Consider the following 22067-nt stretch of genomic DNA (forward strand, 5'->3'; position numbering starts at 1 on the left):
GTGCCGAAGAGGGATACACGTGGACGAATACGTCGCCTCGGCCCGTTCGCACTGGGGTCCCCGGTTCACCGCCAACGGGGTGCCCGCGGCCGACTTCGACCGGGTGATGGCGGGGCTGGAGTCGTGGGACGACTGGTGTGCGGCCTGGTCGGCGGCGGCGAGCGTGCATGAAGACCTCGGGACCGAGGCGCTCGCGCAGGGCCGCCTCCGCTCCGCGGGCGCGCACCTGAGTACCGCGTCGGTCGTGTACCACTTCGCGAAGTTCGTCTACGTCCGCGACCTGGAGCAGATGCGGGCCGCCCACCGGGCGGCCGTGCGGTGCCTCGATGCCGCGCTGCCGCATCTCGACCCGCCCGGTGAACGGGTCGAGATGGGGTTCGATGGCTCGACGATCTACGGGATACTGCGCAAACCTGATCGCCCACCGCCACATCCGGCCGTGATCTGTGTGCCGGGCCTCGACTCGACCAAGGAGGAGCTTCGGGCAACCGAACAGCTCTTCCTCGAACGCGGCCTCGCCACATTCAGCGTGGACGGCCCGGGTCAGGGGGAGGCCGAATACGATCTACCGATCCGCGCGGACTGGGAAGTGCCCGGCCACACCTACGTCGACACCCTGTCCGCGCGCGACGATATCGACGCCGATCGCATCGGCGTCTGGGGAGTGAGCCTCGGCGGCTACTACGCACCCCGGCTCGCCAGTGGCGAAGAGCGGGTCAAAGCATGCGTAAGCCTCTGTGGACCATATACTTTCGGCGAGAACTGGGAAGCACTGCCGGCTCTGACCCGGGAGACTTTCACCGTCCGGTCGGGTTCGGAGAACCAGAACGATGCCCGCGCGCTGGCGCTCACGCTCACCATGGACGGCCGGACGTCGTCGTTGCGGTGCCCGACGCTGGTCGTCGCGGGCCGCAAGGACCGGTTGATTCCGTGGGAACAGGCACAGCGGCTACACCGTGAGGTCGACGGCAGCGAGTTCCTGCTCTTGGCGGACGGTAATCATGGCTGCGCCAACGTGCTTGCCGCCCACCGGTATCGCACGGCGGACTGGATGGCGGCCCGGCTCACGGAGCCGCGTTGATCGCTGCCACGATGTTCTCGGGTGTGAACGGCAGCGTGCGGATGCGAACGCCGAGTGCGTCGGCGAGCGCGTTGCCGATCGCGGCCGTCACCGGCCCCTGGGTCGCCTCGCCCGCTCCCAGTGACGGCTCGTCGGGACGGTCCAGCACGTGGACATCCACCGCGGGCACCTCGCTGAACCGGGCGATCGGGTAGGACTCCCAGTCGGTGCTGGTGACCGACTGCCGGTCGAAACGCACCCCTTCGAACAGCGCCCAACTGGTGGCCTGGACGGCGCCGCCCTCGATCTGATTGCGCACCCCGTCGATATTCACCACCGCACCGACATCGACGGCGATCGTCAGGCGATGGACCTGTAACCGGTCGGTCGCCTCCACGTCGGCGACCACGGCGCAGTAGGAGCTCCGGTTCTTGTAGCGGCAGAACGCCACTCCCCGGCCGTGGCCGTCCGGGACCCGCGCTCCCCAATCAGCCGCCGCGGCAGCGGTGTTCAGTACCTCACGGGCGCGAGGGTCCGACAGGTGCGCCAGCCGCATCTGCAGCGGGTCGCGACCGGTCACCCCGGCCAGCTCATCGATGACGGACTCCAGCGCAAAGGTGTTGAGATGACCGCCGAGCGAGCGTAATGACGATGTCCGGATCGGCATCGTCAGCAGTCGGTGCACGGCTACGTCGACCCTGGCGATGTCGTAATACGGTTCCGCGTTGCGCGCCCCGCCGTGACCGCGCTCGGCCGGTGGGTCGACGGACGGAGGAAGCATGTCGGCCCCGGCGCGATGCGCGTCGGCCAGCAGGGCATGGCGCGGCGCGTAGCCGGGTCGGGCGGTGTGGCCGTTCGTCCACAACTCGTACGACCAGTCGGTGATCGTCCCGTTCGCATCGACGCTGGCCGCGACGTCGCCAACCATCGCCGGGCCGAACGGCTCCCACGACATTTCGTCGGCCCGGCTCCAGAGCACCCGCACATGCCGGCCCGGCACCCTCGTAGCGAGTAACGCGGCGTCCAGCGCGGCGTCGTCGGCCGCATTATGGCCGTAGCTGCCCGGTCCCTCGACGTGCTGGACCACGACCGCATCGGGAGGCAGGCCCATGGCGTCGGCAATGGCGCGTCCCAAGGTGAACACGCCTTGACTGTGACTCCAGACCTCAAGGCGTTCGCCGGCGTACCGCGCGATGGCACAGCTGGGGCCGATCGACGCGTGTGCCAGATAGGGCCTGAAGAACGTGGCGGCGACGGTCGGCGCGCCGCCGTGGCGGGCTCCGTCGGCACGGATCGGGTTGGTCTCGGCGTCGGCGCTGCGCAACCAGCCCTCGATGTCGTCGGGGTCGGGCAGTTCGATACCCGCCGACCACGACGCGACGGAGCGCATGGCCTCCGCCGCCTTGACGGCCTGCCCTTCGCGACGGGCGATGACGCCCACGAAATCACCATCGCGCACCACCTGCTCGACACCGGGCATGGTCGAAATGCTCTCCAGTGGGACGTCTTCGAGATGGGCACCCGGCCCAGGGGGCCGCACCACCCTGGCATGCAGCATGCCGTCGAACTCCAGGTCGTGGATGAAGCGCGCCCGGCCGAGGACCTTGTCGGGCAGATCGACGCGGGCCAGGTCCTTCGACGTCCCGGCGGCGAACTCGACCTCCATGGACGGGTCACCGACCCGCACGCGCAGGTCGACGGATTGGGAAAGGTCGGCGTACGAGCCGATCCGGGCACCGTCCGGGCCGGCGAATACACCCGAGACCAACCGGATCTGCTCGATGTCCAGCCCGGCCATCCGCGCCGCCGCTCGGCGGAACACCTCACGAGCCTCGGCGCAGACCCGCCGGACCGCCGCACCGGAGACGGTGATCGACAGACTGCCCGCGGTCAGGCCCTCGTCCGGTGACGTCACGGTGTTGGTCGCGGCGGCCCGGACCACCTCGGGCGGAACATCCAGTTCGTGCGCGGCGATCTGAGTCAGGGCCGTGAGGATCCCCTGGCCGAGCTCGACCTTACCGACGCGCAGCCCGATCGCCCCGTCCTCGGCGATGGTCAGCCACGTCGAGATCCAGGGGTTGGTGACCAGGGACGCGGGCAGTGCGGGACCCTCATGCGCTCCTTGCACCCGCGGTGTCACCTTTCCGAACCTGGTGCCGATCCCGCCGCCGCGAGCACCGCGTCGACGAAACGCAGATGTGTGCCGCACCGGCACAGGTTGCGGTCCAACGCCGCCGACACCTCGTCGCGCGTCGGCCGCGGATTGTCGCGCAAGAGCGCGGCGGCACTCATGATGATTCCGGCGATGCAGTAGCCGCACTGCCCGGCCTGCAGCTCGAGGAACGCGGACTGGACCGGGTGCAGGGCGTCGGGTCGACCGAGGCCCGCCAGAGTCCGCACCTCACCGCCGACATACTCGACGGGGGTGTCGCACGCCGGGGTCGGATGCCCGTCGACCCAGACGAAGCAGGCCCCGCACTGGCCGAGGCCGCAGCCGAACTTCGGTGATTTGTCGCCGATGTCGTTGCGCAGCACCTCCAGCAGGGATGTGCCCGCCGGCACGTCGACGTGATACTCGTGGCCGTTGACGACGAGCCGGGCCGAGACCATGTCTGCGTCTCCCGAACGGGCGGGCGCTGGTGTCTCAGGCGTGGCTCGACGCCGCCCAGTAGCCGGGGGCGGCCTTGCTCGCGGCGAGTTCCTCGGCGGTTTCAAAGCCGGGGGCCATCGATGCGGCGGTCCCCGCCAGGTACTGGTGGTGGTCGATACCAAGCAGTCGGATCCAGCTCTGCTGGCCGAAGGTCAACGCGATACAGCAGCCCAGCTCGACCAGTTCCGGCTCCGAGAAGTGGGCGTTCAGCCGATCCCATAGTCCGTCGAGATCCTGGCAGCCCCAGGCGATGGCCTCGGCGTAGGCGAGCGCTGCCTTCTGACGGTCGTCGTAGAGGTCGGAGGTCTCGAAGTTGAGCAGTTGGTCGTACTGCTGCTCCTGCAGGCCCGCCGCGGTGGCCTTCTCCGACCGCTGGTTCCCGCAGAACTCGCACTTGACCGTCCGGGATATGTACACACGGCACAGATCCTTCGTCTCGTGATCGACCGCGCCACTGTGGAACTGGGCCTTCCAACTGTCGGCGAACGCCCAGAACGCCTCGGGGGAGTGCGCGCGGACCGCGGAGCTCTCGGGTCGCGGTGTGCCGTGCTTCGCGCAGCGCTCCATCTCGGCCTTCATGCGCTCGTCCATCTGCTCGAATGGTACGTAACTGATGCGCTGGGTCGGTGTGCCCATATCGCTCTCCCATGAACGCAGCCTGCAATCGATTGTCGTCAGTATCTGTCGCCGCACCCGGCGCGTCAAGGTCCTGATCGATCAGTCGACCAGCAGGATCTTGGTGAGCGCGAGTGAGCCGATCACCAGGATGAAGGTCCGGAGCGCGGCCGGCGGGAGCCGACGGCCGAACCGGGCGCCGAGGTAACCACCGATGGCCGCCCCGCACGAGATAAGCGCGACAACCTCCCAGTCGATGCGGTCGGTGGCGATGACCATGAACGTCATGGCGGCCACGGCGTTCACCAACGTCGCGAGCACGTTCTTGATCGCGGTGAGGCGCTGGATGCCGTCGCTGAGGATCATTCCCATCAGCCCGACCAGCAGAATCCCCTGGGCCGCACCGAAATACCCGCCGTAGATTCCGAGGGCGAAGATCCCGGCGGTGAGCAGGATGCGCATGAACAGGTTCTTCGATTCGTCGTGCTGGGCGGCGGCGGTACGCCGTTGCACGCTCGGGCCGACAACGACCATCAGCAGGCCGAGCGCGATGAGAACAGGCACGATCGCCTTGAACGACTCGTCGGGCAGCACGAGTAACAGGGCGGCCCCGACCAACGCGCCGGCGATCGATGCGGGGGCGAGACGCACCAGGATGGCTCGGTTCGGGTGCAGCTCACGCCGGTAGCCGTAGATGCCCGACACGCCGCCCGCGACCATGCCGATGTTGTTGGAGACGTTCGCGGTGAGCGGCGGATAGCCGAACAGCAGCAGGGTCGGAAAAGTCACCAGGGTCCCCGAGCCGACGATGACGTTGATCCCGCCGGCCCATACCCCTGCCGAGAAGATCGCGATGGATTGGAGCATCGGGCGGCGCGCTCAGCGGCAGAGGTGGTCGTCGAGGAACGCCACCACCCCGTCGATCGCGCGTTCCTGCACGTCATCGACCTCGACTCGGCCGTCGTCGCCACGGACGGGAAAGATGTAGCCGTGCAGCGGGTGATCCCATGACACCCACGAGGCATCCTTACCGCAGGCCGCCAACAGCTCGTAGCTCAACCGGAAGATTCCCTGTAGGTGATCGTCGGCGCGACCCATCACCAGAATCGGCAGCGAGATCGGCTCGATGCGCGCATGCGCGAGCGGTTCGTTGATCCGTGACCGTACGAACGCGGGATCGCGCATCTGCATCTCCTCGATGTTGCGCAGCTGGGTGTCCGGGTTCGTGAAGGCGCTGTCGTCGGGAGTGAGATCGAGGAACTCATGATTGGCGGGTTCACAGGCGACGCCGGCCCGCAGCGGGCCCTCGTATGTCGACGCGATCTTGAACAGCATCTCGCCGGCATGGCTGACTCCGACGTGGCCGAGTCGGTCGGGGTCGATCTGCGGGTGCCGGGCCACGTGCGCAAGGACGGCCAGCTCATCCTCGAACTCCAACGGAGAGCGGCTCATCAGGTCCATGCCCTGCCGTCGGTCCACCGCGAGCCGCCCGCCGCGATGGAATCCGAGCTCGACCTCCGTCCGGTACCGGCCCCAGGCACACGCATAACCCGCGTCGAGAAGGCGCTCCATGATGTATCCGTGTGTCGCGACCCGTTCGCGCAGCCATTCCAAGCCGCCACCGCCGTTGCCATAGGCGAGAAACACGAACGGGAGGTCCTTCGCGTCCGGCGACGGCACCCGAAGGGCATAGGGAACGTAGAGGGCGTCCCAGGTCTCGGCCAGGTGGTAGCTGACCGGCCGCGATGAGCCCGGCACAGGTTCGGTGATCGCTGGAAAGCTCGGTGCGGGCATGCGCGGCTCCCATCACCCATCGGCGAGGTGGCTGCAATCGATTGCACCTTATCATGGGGGGCCTAACCCGGGAACGATCTCGTCGAGGCGGAACGTGACCGGCTGATCCAGTTGCGCGTAGGTGCAGGAACGCGGATCCCGGTCCGGGCGCCAGCGGTTGAACTGTGCGGTGTGGCGGAACCGGTACCGTCCCCCCGTCGCTTCGCTCGCCCCGGGCCTGCCCTCCATGTGGTCGTAGCGGACCTCGACCACCCGCTCGGGCCGCAGCGGCACGAACGAGAGGTCCTTGCCGGCGTTCCAGCGCGAGCCGCCGCCGTATCGGCGGGCCAGCTCCGGATCGGCCGCCACCTGCGCCGCCCAGTTCCACGGGTGGTCGTCGAAGCTCGTGACGAGCGGCTGCAGCTCGGTGAAGAGCTCGCGTCGCCTGGCCATCGGGAACGCCCCGATGACGCCGACCGAGGCCAGGTTGCCGTCGGCGTCGTACAGCCCGAGCAGCAGCGACCCGACCACGTCGGCCCCGGATTTGTGGACGCGATAACCGGCGACCACACAGTCGGCGGTCCGCTCGTGCTTGATCTTGAACATGGCGCGCTTATCCGGCTGATAGGTCAGGTCAAGCGGTTTGGCCACCACCCCGTCCAGACCGGCCCCCTCGAACTCGCCGAACCAGCGCTGCGCCGTGGCCAGGTCGGTGGTCGCCGGCGTCACGTGGATCGCCGGGCCGGATCCGGCCAGCGCCTCGACCAGCGCGGCGCGGCGCTCACCGAACGGGTGCCCGGTGCAGTCCTCGTCTCCAAGGGCCAGCAGGTCGAATGCGATGAAGTGCGCCGGAGTCTGCTCGGCGAGCATGCGCACGCGCGACGCGGCGGGATGCAGCCGCAGCTGCAGCGCCTCGAAGTCCAGGCCGCCGCCGGTGGCGATGACGATCTCGCCGTCGATGACGCAGCGTTCGGGCAGTTCGGCGACCGCGGCCGCGACCAGTTCGGGGAAATACCGGGTCATCGGGCGTTCGTTGCGGCTGCCGAACTCGACCTCGTCACCGTCCCGGAAGCAGACCGTGCGGAACCCGTCCCACTTCGGTTCGTAGGACATACCGGGCGGGATTTCGCGCACCGATTTCGACAGCATCGGTGCCAGCGGCGGCATCACGGGCAGGTCCATCGACCCATCCTGGCCCGGCGTGGGCTCCGCCCGGTCAGCGGCCTCCCAGTTCGGCGAGTCGCCGGACCACGGGTGCGATGCCGTCGATCCATGTCGCCGGCGAACCGTCGGGAGGCATGACGATCGACGTGTCGACGCCGAGTTTGGCGTAATCGGCCATGCTCTCGACGAATTCGTCGCCCTGGTCAGGCGTGGGGTTCGGGCTCATGACCATGACGGTCTTGCGGATCGCGTCGTAATCGGTGCCGACATCGTCGCAGTGGCGCCGTAAGACGTCGAGCTTGTGCGCGACGTCCCCGGGGGAGCTCGCGAAAAGGTTGCAGGCGTCGCCGTACTGCGCGACCAGTCGCAGCGTCTTGCGTTCGCCGCCGCCACCGATCAGCACCTTGGGCCGGTTGATCGGCTGCGGCGAGCAAAGCGTCTCCTGCAACTGGTAATGCTGGCCGGCGTAGGGCCCGTTGTCGTCGGGGTCCCACATCTGATTACAGATCTGCAGGGTTTCCTCGAGCCGTTCGAACCGTTCGGCGGTCGCCGGGTACGGCACCCCGAGGCCCAAGTGCTCCCGTTCGAACCAGGCCGCGCCGATGCCGAGGACCGCGCGCCCGCCGGACAGCACGTCCAGGGTGGTCACCGTCTTGGCGAGCAGCCCCGGATGCCGGTAGGTGACGCCGGTGACGAGCAGTCCGAGCTGGACGGTCGAGGTGTGGGCAGCCAGGAAGCCCAGCGTGGTGTAGCCCTCCAGCATGTTGGCCTCGGCGGGCCGTCCCGTCGGCTCGATCTGGAAGAAGTGGTCCATGAACGACAGCCAGGTCGCGCCGGACTGTTCGGCCGCCTCCCCGACCCTGGCCAGCTCACCGGCGATCGCGGTGGTGCCGCCGTCGATATCGAAGATCGGTACGTGTATTCCGAGGTCCATGTCGGGCTACAAGTTCGGATGGTGCACGGGGGATTCCCGATCGGCGGCGCGTTGGCAGCAACTTAGGCATCGCATCGAGGACGGCCAGCCGGCGATAATATTTCCACTGTTGCCGGGTCTAACGACGCATGGCGGTAAGAATAGTAAGGGTGGACCTGCCAGTGCAGCCCCCGATCGAGCCCATGCTCGCCAAGGCCCAGGTGAGGGTGCCCGACCAGGCGGGGGTGTGGTCCTACGAACCGAAGTGGGACGGCTTTCGGGCGCTGGTGTTCCGCGACGGCGACGACGTGACGCTGCAATCCCGCAGCGGCAAGGATCTCGGCCGGTACTTTCCCGAACTGCTCGACGCACTGCGCGACGAGCTGGCCCCGCGGTGCGTGCTGGACGGTGAGGTCGTGGTGCCGCGCCAGATCGACGGCCGGATCCGGCTGGACTGGGAGTCGCTGTCGCAGCGGGTGCACCCGGCCGCCAGCCGGGTCAAGCTGCTCGCCGAGCAGACCCCCGCGCACTTCATCGGGTTCGACGCACTGGCCACCGGTGACCGCTCGCTGCTCGATGAACCGTTCCGGACGCGCCGCGCGGCCCTGTCCGAGGCCGTCCGGCAGAAGACGTGGTGCCATGTCACGCGCACCACCGAGGATCCCGAACTCGGTGCGCAGTGGCTGAAGACCTTCGAGGGCGCCGGGCTGGACGGTGTGATCGCCAAGCGGCTCGACGGGCCGTACCTGCCCGGCAAACGTGAGATGGTCAAGGTGAAGCATCACCGCGACGCCGACTGTGTCGCGATCGGCTACCGCATCCACAAGAGCGGGGAAGGGGTCGGCTCGATTCTGCTCGGCCTCTACCGCGAGGATGGCGAGCTGCAAATGGTCGGCGGCGCAGCGTCATTCAGCGTCAAGGATCGGACCAAGCTGCTGGCCGACCTGGAGCCGCTGCGAGAGGGCGATGAGGTGCGCGAGGGCGACCCCAGCCGGTGGAACTCGGCGGCCGACAAACGGTGGATTCCGCTGCGTCCCGAGAAGGTGTGCGAGGTGGCCTATGACCAGATGGAAGGCAACACCATCCACGGGAGGCGGTTTCGGCATGCGGTGAAGTTCCTGCGTTGGCGGCCAGACCGGGAGCCGGCCGGCTGCACGTTCGACCAGCTCGACGCGCCGTTGAACTACGACCTCTACGACGTCCTGGAGACCAGCTGATGGCAACTTCCGCAACCGAACTCGACGTCGACGGGGTCAAGGTCCGATTCACCAACCCGGACAAGGTCTACTACCCGAAGCTGGGTAAGGACGGCACCAAGGGCAAGTTGATGGAGTACTACCTCTCCGTCGCATCGGGTCCGATGTTGGCCTCGCTGCGCGACCGGCCGACGCATCTGCAGCGGTTCCCCGACGGCGTCGAGGGCGAGGAGATCTATCAGAAACGGGTGCCGCAGAAGCATCCCGACTATCTGGAGACCTGCGTCGTCACGTTCCCGTCCGGGCGCACCGCCGACGCGCTGAAGGTGTCGCATGCCTCGGCGATCATCTGGGCGGCACAGATGGGTACGGTCACCCTGCATCCGTGGCAGGTGCGTTGCGATGACACCGAGCACCCCGACGAGCTGCGTATCGACCTGGATCCGCAGCCGGGCACCGGTTTTCGCGAGGCCAGCACGATCGCCTGCGATGTGCTCAGGCCGCTGCTCGACGAACTCGGCCTGGTCGGTTACCCGAAGACCTCGGGCGGCCGCGGCGTGCACGTGTTCCTGCGGATCAGACCGGAATGGGATTTCATTCAGGTGCGTCGCGCCGGGATCGCGCTGGCCCGTGAGGTGGAGCGGCGCGCCCCCGACGCTGTGACCACATCGTGGTGGAAGGAGGAGCGGGGCGAGCGGTTGTTCATCGACTACAACCAGAACGCCCGCGACCGCACCTTCGCCTCGGCGTATTCGGCGCGCAAGACCCCGATCGCGACGGTGTCGACCCCGTTGAGCTGGGCGGAGCTGCGCGATGCCGACCCGGATGATTACACCATCGCGACGGTGCCGGATTTCCTTGCCGGACGCCAAGATCCGTGGGCCTCGATCGACTCTCAGAAACAGTCACTCAAGCCGCTGCTGGAGATGGTCGCCGCCGACGAGGACCGCGGCCTCGGTGACCTGCCCTATCCGCCCAGCTATCCGAAGATGCCCGGAGAGCCGCCCCGGGTGCAGCCCAGCAAGAAGGTGGCCGAGAACTGGGACGAGGAGGGCAACCGGCGGTGACAGACGACGGGTCGGCCTTCGTGGCGTGGGTTGCCCAGCAGATGAGTGCGCGCCGCGACGAGTTCATCACCGGGCTCGTGTTGACCACGCGCTCGGAGATCCGGACGCTCGATCACGACTCGCGAATGGTCGACCTGCTCAACGCCAGCATCACCGAGAACGTCATCGCGCTGATCCACTTCCTCGAACACGGTGGTGCCGAAGCCGATATCGAGGCGCCCGGCGCTGCGCTGGCCTACGGGCGGGCCCTGGCCCAGCGCGATGTTTCGCTCTCGGCGCTGATCCGCGCGTACCGGATCGGTCACGGGCGGTTCGTCGACGACGCGATGGCACTGCTGCAGACCCAGGCGACGAGGGAGCAGGCCCTGTCGGCTGCTCGTGAACTGGTCCACCGCGCCGCGGCCTGGATCGACCGCATCTGCGACCAGGTGGGGCATGCCTACGAACAGGAACGTGACCGGTGGGTCAGCAGTCGCAGTGGCCTGCGCCAGCATTGGGTCAACGAGCTGCTGCCGGGAGCGGCGGTCGACATCGGAAGAGCCGAGGAGGCGTTGAACTACCGGCTGGACCGCAGCCACGTGGCGGCGGTGATGTGGCCGGACGACACGGTGGTCACGCGGGATGTGGCCGACGTCTTCGACAACGCGAGGGCGGTGATCGGCAAGGCGATGGCCGCGGCCGGACCCTCGTTGGTGGTGCCCACCGATGAGCGCGAAGCCCGGGTGTGGTGGCCGACCGGCGGCATCGACCACGACGGGCTACGAGCCGCGCTCACCGAGGGCGATCTCGCGGTCCGGCTCGCCGTGGGCGACGTCGGTCACGGAGTCGACGGGTTCCGCCGGTCACTGCGGGAAGCCGAGCAGGCCAAGGCAGTCGCCCTCGCGGGAGGGCCGGAATTGGGCCGATTGGTGTGTCATGCGCAGGTTGCGCCGATCGCGCTGATGGCGGCGAACGTGAGCGATCTGCAGCTGTTCGTCCGGCGGACCCTCGGTGCGTTGGCCGTCGACGACGAGCGAAACGGCTGGCTGCGCGAGACGCTGCGTGAATTCCTGGCCCGTAACCGCAGCTACGCCGGCACCGCGGAGGCGTTGTTCCTGCACCGAAACACCATCCAATACCGGGTCACGCAGGCGATGGAGACCTGCGCGGCATCGTTCGACGACCCGGACGTTGTCGTCAATATTCAGATCGCGCTTCTCGCCTGCCGGTGGATGGGCAAGTCGATGTTGGTGCCCGCCGGACAGGCTCACTGACCCGTCCACTCAGGGGCGTGCGGAGCGCACAAATACAGGCCGATACTTCGGCTGACGCGCATCTGGTGCACGTCATCTTGCTGGCCATAGCGTTAAGCAACACTTCAGCAGGGATGCACGTCAGGAGCGCCGCGATGTATTTCGCCAACCTATTCGAGCACCGGACTCATCACGATCCACGGTTGCCTGCATTGGCGGATGAGCACAACGGAACGTTGACCAACGCCGACGTATTGGCCCGCATCGATCACGCCCGTGCCCGCCTGGCCGCCAGCGGGGTGAGCGTGGGCGACGTGGTCGCGGTGCAGCTCCCCAACCGCGTCGAGCTGATCATCGCCCTGTTCGCCGCGTGGAAGGTGGGCGCGGCGGTCACCCCCGTCAACCCCTCGCTGACCGCCGCCGACGTCGAGCACCAGCTCGCCGACTCCGGCTCGCGCCTGCTGATCACCGAGGACGGGCGCGACGTCGGAACGGTTGCGGGGCTGTCGGTCGAGGCTCTCAACGAGCCCGGTGCGGCGGCGCCGCTCCCGGCCACGCCGAGCCACGGCGCCGATCTCGCGCTGCTTGTGTACACCAGCGGGACGACCGGCAGGCCCAAGGGAATCATGCTCACCCACGACAACGTGATGGCGATGGCGGAGTCGATCGGCGCGGCGATGGAGAGCGGCCCCGGTACGCATTCACTGGTGATCCTGCCGATGTTCCACGCCAGCGGGATCGTGGTCAGCGTGTTGTCGCCACTGCTGGCCGGCGGCCGGGCCACCGTCGCCGAAAGGTTCGACCCGCGAACCTTCTTGGACCTGGTCGAAAAGTACCGCCCCACCTACTTCTCGGCCGTACCGACGACCTACGCGACGCTCGAAGCGTTGCCCGCCGATGTCACCCCCGACACCAGCTCGCTGCAGTTCGCGATCTGCGGCGCCGCGCCGATGCCGCCCGCCCTGCTCTGCGCGTTCGAAAGCCGTTACGGCGTACCGATTATCGAAGGTTATGGCCTGTCAGAGGCGACCTGCGCCGCGACGGCCAACCCCCGCATCGGTATTCGCAGGCCGGGAACCGTCGGGATGGCGTTGCCCTGGCAACGGGTCGCGATCCTGGCGCCTGACGGGTCGATGGCTACCCACGGATCACCCGGGGAGGTCGCCATTCAGGGGCCCAACGTGATGCGTGGTTACCTCAATCACCCGGAGGAGACCGCCAAGGCGATCGTCGACGGTTGGCTGCGCACGGGTGACGTCGGCGTGCTGGACTCCGACGGCTACCTCACCCTGGTCGACCGCGCGAAGGACATGATCATCCGCGGGGGGGAGGCCATCTACCCCAAGGAGATCGAATGGGTGCTCTACGAGCACCCCTGCGTGGCCGAAGCCGCCGTGGTCGGACGGCCCGACGCCATCTACGGCCAGGTACCCGTTGCGTTCGTCCGGCCCAAGCCCGAAAGCGGCGTGACCGGCGACGACCTGACCTACCACCTGAAGGCGTCGTTGGCGGAGTACAAGCAGCCGGAAATCCTTCTGGTCGAGGATATCCCGAAGAACGCCATCGGTAAGATCGACAAGCCCGCGCTGCGCCTTCTGCTCGGCACACCGTCCATCGCGTAACCCACGATCTGGATACGCGGCTCGACGTTCATCGCTTGCGCACCAGCGTGATCGCAGGTACCGCGGCGAGGACGAAGAGCACGCCCGCCATCGCGACGTAGAGGTGCACCCCGGTCGCCGTGCTGACCGGGGCACCGTCAACGACGACGCCGGAAACCTTGGTGGCTTTGAGTATCTCGCCTCCGGCCATGTTGACGATGACCGAGCCGAGGGCGAGGACGACCGACACCAGTCCGGCGACGGTGCCCTGCCGCTGCGGGGACACCAGGTCGGTCGCCAGGTTGTAGCCGGACGCGCCGATCGCACCGGCGGCGATGCCGAGCATCGCTCCGCAGACGATCGCCAGCGGCAGCGTTGACACGCCCGCGAGCATCGCGAAGGTGCCCACAACTCCGACGCCGATGCCGGCGAGGAGGGTGCCGCCAGGACCGATCCGTCCCGCGAGCCAGCCGGCGCACACACCGCCCACGACAATGCCGAGGTTGGGCGCGGCGAGTAGCACGGCGATCGCCTCCCCATCACCCAGCCCGTAGCCGAGCCCCAGCTCAGGGGGTACCTGGCCGATGATGCCGGTGAGTTGCAGCATGCTGCGGAAGGCGCCGGCCGCCAGGAGCAGAGCCAGCAGTGTCAGCAGGATCGGGCGGGTCAGCGCTCGGAGGTCCACGATCGGCTCGTCGACCCGTAGGGTGCGCAATACCCAGCCGGCCAATGCGGCGGCACCGGCGGCCAGCAGCACGACCATGCCCACGGACAACCATCCGTGGTCACGGCCGAGGCTGACGTAGGCGAGCACCGCGCCGAGGCCGCCGCCGAGGAGCAGCGCCCCGCCCACGTCGACCCGGCCGGCGCTGCGGATCGGCGACTCCGGGATGAAGGTGCGCACGGAGATCGCGGCGAGAGCGGCGAGCAGCGCGGCGGTGACGAATACGCTGCGGTAACCGAACGCATCGATGATCGGCTTCATCAGGAATGGCTCGACGATGCCGACGAGCGATGAGCCGGAGGTCACGAGCCCGACCACGGCCATCGCCACCTTCGGGGCACAGATCTGGCGGGAGAGGGCGACGGTGAGGAAGACCGCGGCGAACGCGGCGCCCTGGAGAAACCGGCCCACCAGGAAGATCCAGAGGTTGGGCGCGGCGAGGCAGGCCAGCGCACCGACGCAGGCGAGGGTCAGCGTGGCGAGCAGTATCCGGCGCTTGCCGAAGATGTCGGAGCTCTTCGCGAGCAGCGGTGACCAGATCGCCCCGGCCAGCATCGCGCTCGCGTTCAGCCAGGCAGCCTGATCGGTGTCGAAATGCTCCAGTAACTGCGGCAGCACCATCATGGGCGAGCCGATGACGACGTCGGCCAGGACGTTGGCGAGGATCAGGACCGCCGCCCAGAGGATGAGTCGCCCACTCCACCGGTGTTCCCGATCGTCGGCGACGGGTGGTTCCAGGGTGTCTTTCACTGGGAATCACCTGCCGCGCAGCCGCTTTGCAGACGCGTGTTGCGGGCGGCGATGTCGGCCCAGGTGGCGGGCAGCAGGTGGTCGCGGCCACGGTCGACGATCGCCTGGGCGAAGGTGACGTGGGGGCGTTGCCGGGCCTCGTACCGCTCGAACGCAGCGGTGAGGTCGGCGAGTTCGGCAGTGCCGCACCGCTCGAGCTCCTCGGCGAGGAACTGGGCACCGGTGAGCGCGAGCGAGGTGCCCCGGCCGGAGAGGAAGGCCGGGCAGTACCCCGCGTCGCCGACGAGGACGACGCGGCCGCGATGCCAGGTGGGCAGGTGGATCTGGCTCGCGGCGTCGAAGAAGAACTCGGGGTCGGCGCGGACCGCATCGAGCAGTTCGGGGATCCGCCACGAGCGGTAACCCGCGAATGTGTCGTAGAGGATCCGTTTCTGGGCGTCCGGGTCATGGTGGTCGTAATCGAGTGGTCTGGAGCGGAACTGGAAGACCGCGACGGTCTTGGCCTTGTACCGGAAGATGCTCGCCATCCGGTCGGGAAGGTTGTAGATCGAATTGGCGTCATCGGACCACGCGTCGCCGGGCAGATTGGCCAGGGCGAAGTAGACGCCGAGGTGCCGGAGGTGGTCCCGCTCCGGCCCGAACACCAACCCGCGCACCGCGGAGTGCTGACCGTCGGCACCGATCACCAGGTCGTATCGTCCGGTACGGCCCGATGCGAAACCCACGTCGCCGTCGTCGGCCAGTGCCCGGATCGAGTCCCCGAAACGGATCTTCACGGCGTCCGGGAGCGCGTCGGCGAGAATCTGCACCAGATCTTCGCGCAGTATCTCGATGTCGTCGGAATCGTTGTCCGCCAGCGGAACCCGGGCCACTGGTGCACCGTCGGCGTCGACGAACCGGCTCGACTCCGACATCTGCAGCCGAACGGCACGGATCTTGTCGAGTAGGCCCATCCTGTCCACGGTCTCGATCGCCGCGCCGCGGATGTCCACGGGCGTGCCTTCGAGCCGGAAATGCCTGCCGTACTCGACGACGGTGACGTCGTGGCCGCGCGTTCCGAGTTCGATGGCGCAGGTGAGCCCGGCTATGCCGGCACCGGAGATGAGGACATGCATGGTTACCCGCTCCCGATTTCGTCGGATGGATGTGCCGGTGAACATTCCGATTAAAAGCGATATAGTGTCGCTATAGGAAGCTTAACCGCGACCGGCTTGCCCCGCAACGCCCGGCCCGGCGACAATCGGCATTCGAGCGCGGTGCGGGAGGTGAGCACGGGGATGGCCGACGGCACGGCGAATCAGCCCTCGGCGCGCCGCCCCGGTGGGCGCAATGCGCGGGTGCGGGCGCAGATCCTCGGCGCGACGGCAGAGCTGGTCGCGCGCGACGGTATCGCGGGCTTCCGTTACGAGGAGGTCGCCGAACGGGCCGGCGTGCACCGGGCCAGCGTCTACCGCAACTGGCCCGACCGCGAGGAGTTGGTCGCCGAGGCCCTGCTGCGCTACGCCGAGGACCTGGCGTCCATCGCCGACACCGGAGACCTTCACCGTGATCTGGTGGACTACCTGTTAGCTCTGGCGCGTGGTCTGGACACGCCCTTCGGCCAGGCGCTCGATCTGGCTATCCGGCCCACCCATGAGAACCCCGCGGTCCGCCAGACGGTGGCCAGGATCCTCGAGCAGCGCGGAGCGGCCACGCAGCGGCGAGTGGACCTCGCCGTCGACCGCGGCGAGGTGCCACCGGTCGACAGCGGTTTCCTCGGCGAGCTGATCTCCGGACCGGTACGCCTCATCGTCAACCGCGGCGTGCGCCCGTTCACCCGCGCGGACGCCGAGCACATCGTCGAGGTGGTGCTTGCCGGCATCCGGGCCACGGCACCGCGCTCCTGAAAATCGGCGGAACTTTTTCGCGCAAGCGCATGCGCAAGCGCTTGCCTGCCGCTTAAGCTCCTGCGAAACACGCGGCGCGATGGGCGCCTCATCGGGGTCAAGGGAGACCACATGTTCGTAAAGCGCAACCGGAGCACGCGGCCGATCGGGGCGGCGCTGATGGCAGCCTCGCTGGTACTCGGGCTGACCGCCTGCGGCGGGTCGGGTTCGGACAGCGTCAAGGTCGGCCTGATCACCAAGACCGATTCGAACCCGTACTTCGTGAAGTTGCGTGAGGCCGCCCAGGCCCAGGCCGACCAGGACGGCGCCGAGCTGATCGCGGTCGCGGGCGCGTTCGACGGTGACAACGAGGGTCAGGTCGCGGCCATCGAGAACATGGTCGGCCAGGGCGTCAAAGGAATCCTGATCACCCCGAACTCCTCCACCGGGGTGCTCGACGCGATCAAGAAAGCGCGCGACGCCGGCATCGTCGTGATCGCGCTCGACACCGCGACCGACCCCGAGGACGCGGTCGACGCGACGTTCGCGACCGACAACAAGGCCGCGGGCGTCAGCCAGGGCAAATGGGTCAGGGCCGCGATCGGCGACGCCACACCTCAGGTCGTGATGCTCGACGGCACCCCGGGCGGAACGGTCGACACCTTCCGGCACGACGGATTCCTCGAGGGCTTCGGCATCGCGGACGACTCGCCGGAGATCGTCGGCCGGGAGAACACCAACGGCGATCAGACCAAGGCACAGACCGCCATGGAGAACATCCTCCAGCGCGCCCCGCGTATCAACGCGCTCTACACCCTCAACGAGCCCGCGGCCGCCGGCGCCTTCCAGGCGATCCAGTCCGCCAACCGCCAGGGGCAGATCACCATCGGATCGATCGACGGGAGCTGCACGGGCATCGCCGACGTGAAGGCCGGCAAGATCGGCGCAACGGTGTTGCAGTACCCGGCGAAGATGGCCGAGCAGGGCGTGCAGGCCGTGGTCAAGTTCGCCAAGGACGGAACCAAGCCCAGCGGCTTCAACGACACCGGTTCGCAGCTGGTCACCGACAAGCCGGTCGCCGGACTCGAATCGAAGGACACCGCCTGGGGCGAACAGAACTGCTGGGGCTGAGTCGGTTCATGGGCACTGGCGCAACCGCGACCGCGACCGCGACACCGTCGGTGGCGAGCCGGTTTAACGTGGGGCACGTCCTGCGCGAACCGTTGTTCGGCCCGCTGCTGGCACTCGTCATCGCCATCGTCATCTTCAGCTCGATCTCGGATTCGTTCCTCAACCCGCAGAACGTGTCGCTGATCCTTCAGCAGTCGGTGGTCGTCGGCATTCTCGCCGTCGGCCAGACGCTGATCATCCTCACCTCCGGTATCGATCTGTCGATCGGCGCGGTCGCGGTGTTCGGAACCATCGTGATGGCCCAGAGTGCGGGCGCCAACGGGCCGGTCGTGGCGCTCGGGGCGACACTGCTGGTGTGCGTGGCGTTCGGTGCGATCAACGGCGGGCTCGTCACGGGCCTGCGGCTGCCGCCGTTCATCGTCACGCTGGGAACGTTCACCGCGATACTGGCCGGCACCCGCCTGCTCGCGGGCTCCGAGACCTACCGCGTGGAGCCAGGACCGCTGACCTTCCTCGGCACCTCCTTTCGCATCGGGTCGTTCTCGACCACCTACGGTGTGGTCGCGATGTTCCTGGTCTACCTGGTGATGTGGTACGCACTGTCCCAAACCTCCTGGGGTAAACACATTTACGCCGTTGGTGGTAACCCGCAGGCGTCGAACCTGTCGGGTATCAAATCCGCACGGGTGCTGCTCTCGGTCTACCTCGTGACGGGGGTGATCGCCGCCATCGCGGCGTGGGCCGCGCTCGGCCGAATCCCCAACGCCGACCCGAACGCATATCAGAACGCCAACCTCGAGACGATCACCGCCGTCGTCATCGGCGGGACCAGTTTGTTCGGTGGGCGCGGAGGGGTCGTCGGAACGCTGGTGGGCACGTTGATCGTCGGCGTTCTCCGCAACGGTCTCACCCAGGCCGGGGTCGACAGTCTCTACCAGAACATCGCGACCGGGATTCTCGTGATCGTGGCGGTAGCGGTGGATCAATTCGCACGCAGGAGGTCGCAGTGAGCGCACCGGTTCTGGAGGCGCGCGGGCTCGTCAAGAAGTACGGCAACGTGACGGCCATCAACGGGGCCGACTTCGAGCTCCGCGAGGCCGAGGTGCTCGCGGTGATCGGGGACAACGGTGCCGGAAAGTCCAGTTTGATCAAGGCTTTGGCGGGTGCGGTGATCCCGGACTCCGGTGAGATCCTGATGAACGGAACACCCGTGTCGTTCAAGAACACCCGTGACGCCAGGGCGGCCGGCATCGAAACGGTGTACCAGGATCTCGCGGTGGTACCGGCCCTCGATATCGCGTCGAATCTGTACCTCGGGCGTGAGGTGCGGCGAAAAGGCATCGCGGGCCGCGTGTTCCGCCGGCTGGACATGCCGAGGATGCGCGAGGAGGCCTCGCAACACCTCACCGACCTCAAGATCGGCATCAAGTCGGTGAATCAGGCCGTGGAGACGTTGTCCGGCGGGCAGCGTCAGGGCGTCGCGGTGGCCCGGGCCGCCGCATTCGGCCGGGGCGTGATCATCATGGACGAGCCGACGGCCGCCCTCGGCGTCCGGGAATCCGGACAGGTCATCGACCTGATCCAGTCGATCCGTGCCCGCGGTATTCCGGTGGTGCTCATCAGCCACGACATGCCGCACGTGTTCGAGGTGTCCGACCGGATCCACATCCACCGCCTCGGGCAGCGTGCCGGCGTCGTCGATCCCAAGCAGCGCTCGATGTCCGAGGTGGTGGCGCTCATGACCGGGGCAGAGGAGCCGACCGATGACGAACGCGCCGGCCTCTGAGCAGCCCCCGGTAGGCGTCTTCGTGGGGTTGGCCACGCTCGACGTCATCCACCGTGTCGCGAAAGCACCTGCGGCGAACCAGAAGATCACCTCGACCGCTCAGTTCGTCGCCGCAGGCGGGCCAGCCGCGAACGCGGCCGTCACCTTCGCGGCGCTGGGCGGTGGCGCGATCCTGGTGACCGCCCTCGGCGAGGATCCGGTCGCCGGACTGATCCGGGCCGACCTTGCCGCCCACGGCGTCGGCGTCGTCGACGCGGCGGCGGGCAGCACCCGAACGGTACCGGTATCCGCCGTGTCGGTGGCCGAGTCGACCGGTGACCGGTCGGTCGTCTCGGCCGACGCGGTGAACTCCCAGGCGCCACCGCCGGGAGACCTCGCCGACCTCGTCGCGGATGCCGACGTGGTGCTCGTCGACGGGCACCATCCCCTGATCGCGGGTGCCGCCGTTCGACATGCCGCCGCACGGGCCATCCCGGTCGTCGTCGACGCCGGCCGATGGAAGCCGGTGATCGGCGACATCGTTGCGGACGTGACGGACATGGTGTGCTCCAACGACTTCCGGATGCCGGGCACCGAAACCTCGGAGGCCACCGCCGCGACGCTGGTCGGCATCGGTGTCCGTACGGTCGTCACCACCCATGGCGGTGATCCCGTCGAGTGGTGGTCGAATGGCGAGTCCGGGTCGGTGCCGGTGCAACCGGTGGTGGCGGTCGACACGCTGGGTGCGGGCGATGCCTTCCACGGTGCCTACGCGTACTTCACCACCCAGGCCGAGAGCGCTCTCGTCACGCGCATCGATCGCTCCGCCCGGGTGGCGGCACTACGGTGTTCGGTGGTCGGGCCGCGGGCGTGGCTGAGCGAACTCAAGGAACAGACTCGAAAGCGGGAACGGTGATCACCGAGCAGGATGTGCAGGACGCCACGCTCGACCAGTTGGTCGCGGAGGCGAAAGCGCTCGTCGTGCCGGGGCAACGCCGCATCCTCGGCCTCACCGGAGCTCCGGGGGCCGGGAAGTCCACCGTCGCAGAGCAACTCGTCACCGCGCTGGGACCCGACATCGCCGTGCTGGTACCGATGGACGGTTTCCATCTGGCCAACCACGTCCTGGTCGACATGGGTATCCGGGACCGCAAGGGCGCGCATGACACGTTCGACGCCGGCGGGTATGCCCGGCTGATGGCGACCCTGCGGGAGCAGCGCGCCGGCGATCCCATCGTGTACGCGCCCCGGTTCCGGCGTGAGATCGAGGACTCGATCGGCTCGTCCATCGTTATCCCGGCCTCGGTGCCGCTCGTGGTCACCGAGGGCAATTACCTTCTGCTGGAATCGGATGCCTGGCCCGCGGCGCGGTCCTGCATCGACGAGGTGTGGTTCCTGGCCCCCGACACCGAGGTCCGCCATGCCCGGCTGCTGCGCCGGCACGAAGCGCACGGAAAGTCGGCTGAGGATGCCGCGTTCTGGACCTTCGGGTCCGACGAGCGCAATGCCCGGCTGATCGAGTCGACCGCAGGTCGAGCGGACCGCATCGTGCGTCTCCGATGACCACGATGGGTGATGTCGCCCGCATCGCCGGCGTCTCGGCCTCCACGGTCTCGCATGTGCTCAACGGCACCCGCAAGGTCGACACCGCAACCCGGCTGCGTGTCGAAGCGGCCATCGAGGAGACCGGGTACCGGCGCAACGTCGTCGCCCGATCGCTGGCGGCCGGGCGTACGCACACCGTCGGACTCTCGATCTCCGCCCTGACCAATCCGTACTTCGGGAGCCTTGTCCACGCCGTGGAACAGGCCCTGTCGGACGCCGGGTATGTGCTGATCGTCGGGGATTCCCACGACGACGCGGAGTCGGAGAAACGGGTCACCGGCTCACTTCTGGACCGGCAGGTGGACGGGATGATCGTGGCACCCGCGGCCGGGTCGGAGCGGGTCACCCTCCCGGAGATCATCCGCACCGGAACCCCGCTGGTCCTGATCGACCGCGGCGTCGACATCGGCAGCGATCAGGTCGGCCCGGAGAACTTCTCGTCGGCACGGTCGCTGACCGAACACCTGCTCGACCTCGGGCATCGCCGGATCGCGGTGGTACGCGGCCTCGCCGGGATCTCCTCCACCACCGAACGGTTCGATGGATACTCCGCGGCGCTCACCGACCGCGGTATCGCGGTGGATGCCGCCCTGGTCCTCGACGGCGACTCCAACACCGACGTGGCGGAGCGTGAGGTGCGTTCGCTGATGGCGGGGGAGGACCGGCCGACCGCACTGGTGTCGTTGAACAATGCCATGACCATCGGGACACTCAAAGCCATTCGCAGCCTTGGTTTGTCGATTCCGGCCGATGTGGCCTTCGTCTGCTACGACGACTTCGAATGGTCGGACCTGTTCGAGCCCAAGCTCACCGCGGCGGCGCAGGACGTCGAGACGATCGGCGTCACCGCGGTCGAACTGCTGCTGCGCCGGATTCGGGGCCAGGATGATGCGCCGCAACACATTCGGGTACCGACGACATTCCATCATCGCAATTCGTGCGGGTGTACCTAGTAC

The 22067-nt window shown here is 68.0% G+C and carries 21 protein-coding genes; 12 read left to right on the forward strand and 9 right to left on the reverse strand.

All coding sequences use genetic code 11. From position 1 onward, the window contains the following. Positions 1-19 precede the first annotated feature (19 nt). On the forward strand, positions 20-1081 hold the full coding sequence (locus ACWDTP_RS08975) for an alpha/beta hydrolase family protein (protein WP_450018680.1): 1062 nt from the start codon (positions 20-22) through the stop codon (positions 1079-1081). Here the strand turns inward: ACWDTP_RS08975 and ACWDTP_RS08980 are convergent. From ACWDTP_RS08980 to ACWDTP_RS09010, 7 genes are all read right to left on the reverse strand, one after another. After that, positions 1065-3188 carry a molybdopterin cofactor-binding domain-containing protein gene (locus ACWDTP_RS08980; protein ID WP_450018682.1) on the reverse strand — a complete coding sequence of 708 codons (2124 nt, stop codon included), beginning with the start codon at positions 3186-3188 and terminating at the stop codon, positions 1065-1067. The genes ACWDTP_RS08975 and ACWDTP_RS08980 overlap by 17 nt on opposite strands. 8 nt (positions 3189-3196) lie before the next feature. Beyond that, the gene (locus ACWDTP_RS08985; RefSeq protein ID WP_450018684.1) at positions 3197-3670 is read right to left on the reverse strand and encodes a (2Fe-2S)-binding protein; all 474 of its coding nucleotides are present in this window, start codon (positions 3668-3670) and stop codon (positions 3197-3199) included. Positions 3671-3704: 34 nt separating this feature from the next. After that, positions 3705-4301 carry a carboxymuconolactone decarboxylase family protein gene (locus ACWDTP_RS08990; RefSeq protein ID WP_450018686.1) on the reverse strand — a complete coding sequence of 199 codons (597 nt, stop codon included), beginning with the start codon at positions 4299-4301 and terminating at the stop codon, positions 3705-3707. Positions 4302-4427: 126 nt separating this feature from the next. After that, the gene (locus ACWDTP_RS08995; protein ID WP_450018688.1) at positions 4428-5192 is read right to left on the reverse strand and encodes a sulfite exporter TauE/SafE family protein; all 765 of its coding nucleotides are present in this window, start codon (positions 5190-5192) and stop codon (positions 4428-4430) included. Between the two features lie 12 nt (positions 5193-5204). Further along, on the reverse strand, positions 5205-6119 hold the full coding sequence (locus tag ACWDTP_RS09000; protein WP_450018690.1) for an alpha/beta hydrolase family protein: 915 nt from the start codon (positions 6117-6119) through the stop codon (positions 5205-5207). A 51-nt stretch (positions 6120-6170) separates the two neighbouring features. Then, the gene (locus ACWDTP_RS09005) at positions 6171-7280 is read right to left on the reverse strand and encodes an ATP-dependent DNA ligase (protein WP_450018692.1); all 1110 of its coding nucleotides are present in this window, start codon (positions 7278-7280) and stop codon (positions 6171-6173) included. A gap of 34 nt (positions 7281-7314) precedes the next feature. Continuing rightward, positions 7315-8196 carry an LLM class F420-dependent oxidoreductase gene (locus ACWDTP_RS09010; protein WP_450018694.1) on the reverse strand — a complete coding sequence of 294 codons (882 nt, stop codon included), beginning with the start codon at positions 8194-8196 and terminating at the stop codon, positions 7315-7317. A 140-nt stretch (positions 8197-8336) separates the two neighbouring features. On the opposite strand from ACWDTP_RS09010, the gene ACWDTP_RS09015 reads away from it, so the two are divergent. From ACWDTP_RS09015 to ACWDTP_RS09030, 4 genes are all read left to right on the forward strand, one after another. After that, complete coding sequence (locus tag ACWDTP_RS09015) at positions 8337-9392, forward strand: ATP-dependent DNA ligase (protein WP_450018737.1); 1056 nt, start codon at positions 8337-8339, stop codon at positions 9390-9392. Beyond that, positions 9392-10438 carry a non-homologous end-joining DNA ligase gene (gene ligD / locus ACWDTP_RS09020; RefSeq protein WP_450018696.1) on the forward strand — a complete coding sequence of 349 codons (1047 nt, stop codon included), beginning with the start codon at positions 9392-9394 and terminating at the stop codon, positions 10436-10438. Before ACWDTP_RS09015 ends, ligD begins: the two co-directional genes overlap by 1 nt. Beyond that, the gene (locus tag ACWDTP_RS09025) at positions 10435-11691 is read left to right on the forward strand and encodes a PucR family transcriptional regulator (protein ID WP_450018697.1); all 1257 of its coding nucleotides are present in this window, start codon (positions 10435-10437) and stop codon (positions 11689-11691) included. The genes ligD and ACWDTP_RS09025 overlap by 4 nt, the downstream gene beginning before the upstream one ends. A gap of 134 nt (positions 11692-11825) precedes the next feature. Beyond that, entirely contained in the window at positions 11826-13292 is a 1467-nt protein-coding gene (locus ACWDTP_RS09030; RefSeq protein ID WP_450018739.1) for a class I adenylate-forming enzyme family protein, read from the forward strand. A gap of 28 nt (positions 13293-13320) precedes the next feature. Here the strand turns inward: ACWDTP_RS09030 and ACWDTP_RS09035 are convergent, their stop codons facing one another. Continuing rightward, the gene (locus tag ACWDTP_RS09035; RefSeq protein ID WP_450018699.1) at positions 13321-14745 is read right to left on the reverse strand and encodes an MFS transporter; all 1425 of its coding nucleotides are present in this window, start codon (positions 14743-14745) and stop codon (positions 13321-13323) included. Further along, the gene (locus ACWDTP_RS09040) at positions 14742-15860 is read right to left on the reverse strand and encodes an FAD-dependent monooxygenase (protein ID WP_450018701.1); all 1119 of its coding nucleotides are present in this window, start codon (positions 15858-15860) and stop codon (positions 14742-14744) included. The genes ACWDTP_RS09035 and ACWDTP_RS09040 overlap by 4 nt, the downstream gene beginning before the upstream one ends. Before the next feature lie 150 nt (positions 15861-16010). Here ACWDTP_RS09040 and ACWDTP_RS09045 point away from each other — a divergent pair, with 150 nt between their 5' ends. The 7 genes from ACWDTP_RS09045 (at position 16011) to ACWDTP_RS09075 (ending at position 22064) form a co-directional block, all read left to right on the forward strand. Next, positions 16011-16631, forward strand: a complete 621-nt coding sequence (locus ACWDTP_RS09045; RefSeq protein ID WP_450018703.1) for a TetR/AcrR family transcriptional regulator — start codon at positions 16011-16013, stop codon at positions 16629-16631. 111 nt (positions 16632-16742) lie between these two features. After that, on the forward strand, positions 16743-17741 hold the full coding sequence (locus ACWDTP_RS09050; RefSeq protein WP_450018705.1) for a substrate-binding domain-containing protein: 999 nt from the start codon (positions 16743-16745) through the stop codon (positions 17739-17741). Positions 17742-17749: 8 nt separating this feature from the next. Further along, positions 17750-18751, forward strand: coding sequence for an ABC transporter permease (locus ACWDTP_RS09055; protein WP_450018706.1), 1002 nt, complete (start codon positions 17750-17752; stop codon positions 18749-18751). Next, complete coding sequence (locus tag ACWDTP_RS09060) at positions 18748-19527, forward strand: ATP-binding cassette domain-containing protein (RefSeq protein WP_450018708.1); 780 nt, start codon at positions 18748-18750, stop codon at positions 19525-19527. Before ACWDTP_RS09055 ends, ACWDTP_RS09060 begins: the two co-directional genes overlap by 4 nt. Then, complete coding sequence (locus ACWDTP_RS09065; RefSeq protein ID WP_450018710.1) at positions 19505-20422, forward strand: PfkB family carbohydrate kinase; 918 nt, start codon at positions 19505-19507, stop codon at positions 20420-20422. Before ACWDTP_RS09060 ends, ACWDTP_RS09065 begins: the two co-directional genes overlap by 23 nt. Next, positions 20419-21069: a nucleoside/nucleotide kinase family protein gene (locus ACWDTP_RS09070; protein WP_450018712.1), complete on the forward strand. Its 651-nt coding sequence runs from the start codon at positions 20419-20421 to the stop codon at positions 21067-21069. Before ACWDTP_RS09065 ends, ACWDTP_RS09070 begins: the two co-directional genes overlap by 4 nt. Beyond that, positions 21066-22064 carry a LacI family DNA-binding transcriptional regulator gene (locus ACWDTP_RS09075; RefSeq protein WP_450018714.1) on the forward strand — a complete coding sequence of 333 codons (999 nt, stop codon included), beginning with the start codon at positions 21066-21068 and terminating at the stop codon, positions 22062-22064. The genes ACWDTP_RS09070 and ACWDTP_RS09075 overlap by 4 nt, the downstream gene beginning before the upstream one ends. The last annotated feature ends 3 nt before the right edge of the window (positions 22065-22067 follow it).

The sequence above is a fragment of the Mycobacterium sp. NPDC003449 genome (genome assembly GCF_053588415.1).